Here is a 2294-nt window from a genome sequence, read left to right on the forward strand (position 1 = left end):
AAAAATTTCAAAACATCTTATGTTACGGTTAATCTTACAGAAAACGGGAATAAATCCTCTAGACCGTATTCATTTCAAAACATCTTATGTTACGGTTAATCTGCCATACTTTTACCCCTTAGTCCAGGAGCTCTATTATTTCAAAACATCTTATGTTACGGTTAATCTACTGTTTATCCAACATTCTTTAAAATCAAAAACTCTGTGTTTCCTTGAAATATCAACAGTTCAAAATATTTTTACCAAGTGAAAATAAAAAGTCTATTATAATAATATAATCTCATATATACAGCCAAATTTCAATACTTACATAGCCTTTCTAGAAAAACGCACCTGGTAATTATAGTATCAAATTGTCGTCACTCTTATCCTTACCAATGATCTCCTCCCCAAAAACACTATCATTCATAAGTTTTATAATACATATGAAATCATCATCTTCTACTACCTTACTCAATTCACTTTTTATTTTCATAAATTTAGATGGAGTCATCTCCCCTCTAAAAACAGATTTTTGATAGTGAGTGAGGTATTTCTTGCAGATTTTAAAAACTTTTTGGACTCTCTTTTCATTTATATCATAAAACAAAAATCCATAATTATAATTTATATTCTTTTTCATTACATCCCCTCTTTTATAGAAAATGGCACAAATTCCTTATCTTCCATGATACATTTAATCAATTTATAACAATCCAGTTTAACTGCAGTTATATATGATACTTTTCTTTTTAACTTTGTATGCATAAAAACAGAATCTAGCCTTTTTTCAAATGCCTGTATAAATATATTTCTTCCTTCTTCATTTAAAATACAATAATTTACTCTTTTGTCAAAGTGCTTATCTACTTGTAATCTTCTATTGTTTACTAACTCGAATATTGTTTTAAAAACTATTATCGGCTTAAAAACCTCACTAATATCTAGGCTAAGAGAAAATCTACCTTCAGAAGGTTCATGCAAATAGCTTATGCGTTGATCCAAATGTGTATAGTATATTGCTGTTATAGTCTTACTATATAATAAAGTGTTTCCAAATGATATTAATGCGTTTATAGGGTTGTCCGGTGGTCTCTTTACTCTCTTATTCAAAACAAAATCTTCTGGTAAAAAGTATTTAAAACAATCATAAAACCTCATCCATAGTTCACCTTCCACAGATAATATATTCTTTATATTATCTGCTTTATCTAGATTTTGTTGAAAATCACTCTTTATCCAGTCTATATGTTCTTTAACTTCTTTTTTATTATGCTTGTAGTAATGATACAAAACTTCATATATATTCTTTCCTATCCCACTTACTATTGCTTTTGCTATTTTCAGTCTGTCATTATTATACTTTTCGCACTGCTTTACCAACAATTTTCCACTTAAATACTTTGCTCTCGGATAAAAAGTCCCACTATAATTTCCATAGTAATTAAAGAAATGAATTACTATGTTTTTCTGCGCCAAAAAATCTAAAAGCTTTGTGTTTATACTTACTTCATTAAGACAAAATAATTCTCTTATATTTTCAACTGGTATATAATTATTTTTTTCGTTTGCTCTAAAACACAAAGAGTTGTCTTTTCTAGTAAGCTCACCCATTCTACTAATATATCTCGTAGTTCCCATAATGACCTCCTATTTAAATATAGCAATAATCGTAATATGCACATTTTTTGCATGATGCTTTGTTGATAGTTTGAGGTATCACATCTCCATGACATAAATTTTCTATGTCATTTATAATTTTTATTAGTTCTTTTTCTGTTTCTTCATCTAACTCTACTATTAGTCTATTTTTCACCTTATGCTTTTCTATAAACTCTAACTTACCTTTTCTAATGATCCCTTTATTTTTTAATACATAAAGATAATATATCAGTTGCCATTTAGATGCTTCTACATCAGCATCTGATTTTTTAGTTTCTGTAACATACTCTTTTGTGATTTTGTCTACCGCTATATTTTCTATCTTTATCTCTGCATTTGGACTTTTTTCTTCTAAATCATCATGTATCGCTCTACCAATTTTTACAATTTCACTATTATCTTCAAGATTTAGTCTGTTATAAAAAAGATAGCACTGTCTTTTACAATGAAAATAGTAATTTATTATTGTTCCATTAATCATAGTTGACTCCTATTAAAAAAACAAGTTATTTTCTTTCAAAGCATCTTTTTGAAAAATCCCTTTTTCAAAGAATCTTTCACAGTCTTCTATATATAGTATATTTCCAACCCTATCATTATAACTTACACCACATTCGTTAAATTCTCTTAATGTTATTTCATAAATAAATTCA

Annotated in this window: 3 protein-coding genes; all 3 read right to left on the reverse strand. The window is 27.6% G+C overall.

The features are described from left to right. Positions 1–340 precede the first annotated feature (340 nt). From cas2 to cas4, 3 genes are read right to left on the reverse strand one after another with little or no spacing between them, the layout of a single operon-like run. Positions 341–622 carry a CRISPR-associated endonuclease Cas2 gene (gene cas2 / locus BMY82_RS09340; protein WP_091976282.1) on the reverse strand — a complete coding sequence of 94 codons (282 nt, stop codon included), beginning with the start codon at positions 620–622 and terminating at the stop codon, positions 341–343. Beyond that, entirely contained in the window at positions 622–1620 is a 999-nt protein-coding gene (gene cas1b, locus BMY82_RS09345) for a type I-B CRISPR-associated endonuclease Cas1b (RefSeq protein ID WP_091976283.1), read from the reverse strand. Before cas1b ends, cas2 begins: the two co-directional genes overlap by 1 nt. Positions 1621–1633: 13 nt before the next feature. Then, the gene (gene cas4, locus BMY82_RS09350) at positions 1634–2122 is read right to left on the reverse strand and encodes a CRISPR-associated protein Cas4 (RefSeq protein ID WP_091976284.1); all 489 of its coding nucleotides are present in this window, start codon (positions 2120–2122) and stop codon (positions 1634–1636) included. Positions 2123–2294 lie beyond the last annotated feature (172 nt).

This window comes from Peptostreptococcus russellii, from assembly GCF_900110295.1.
GTDB lineage: Bacteria > Bacillota > Clostridia > Peptostreptococcales > Peptostreptococcaceae > Peptostreptococcus > Peptostreptococcus russellii_A.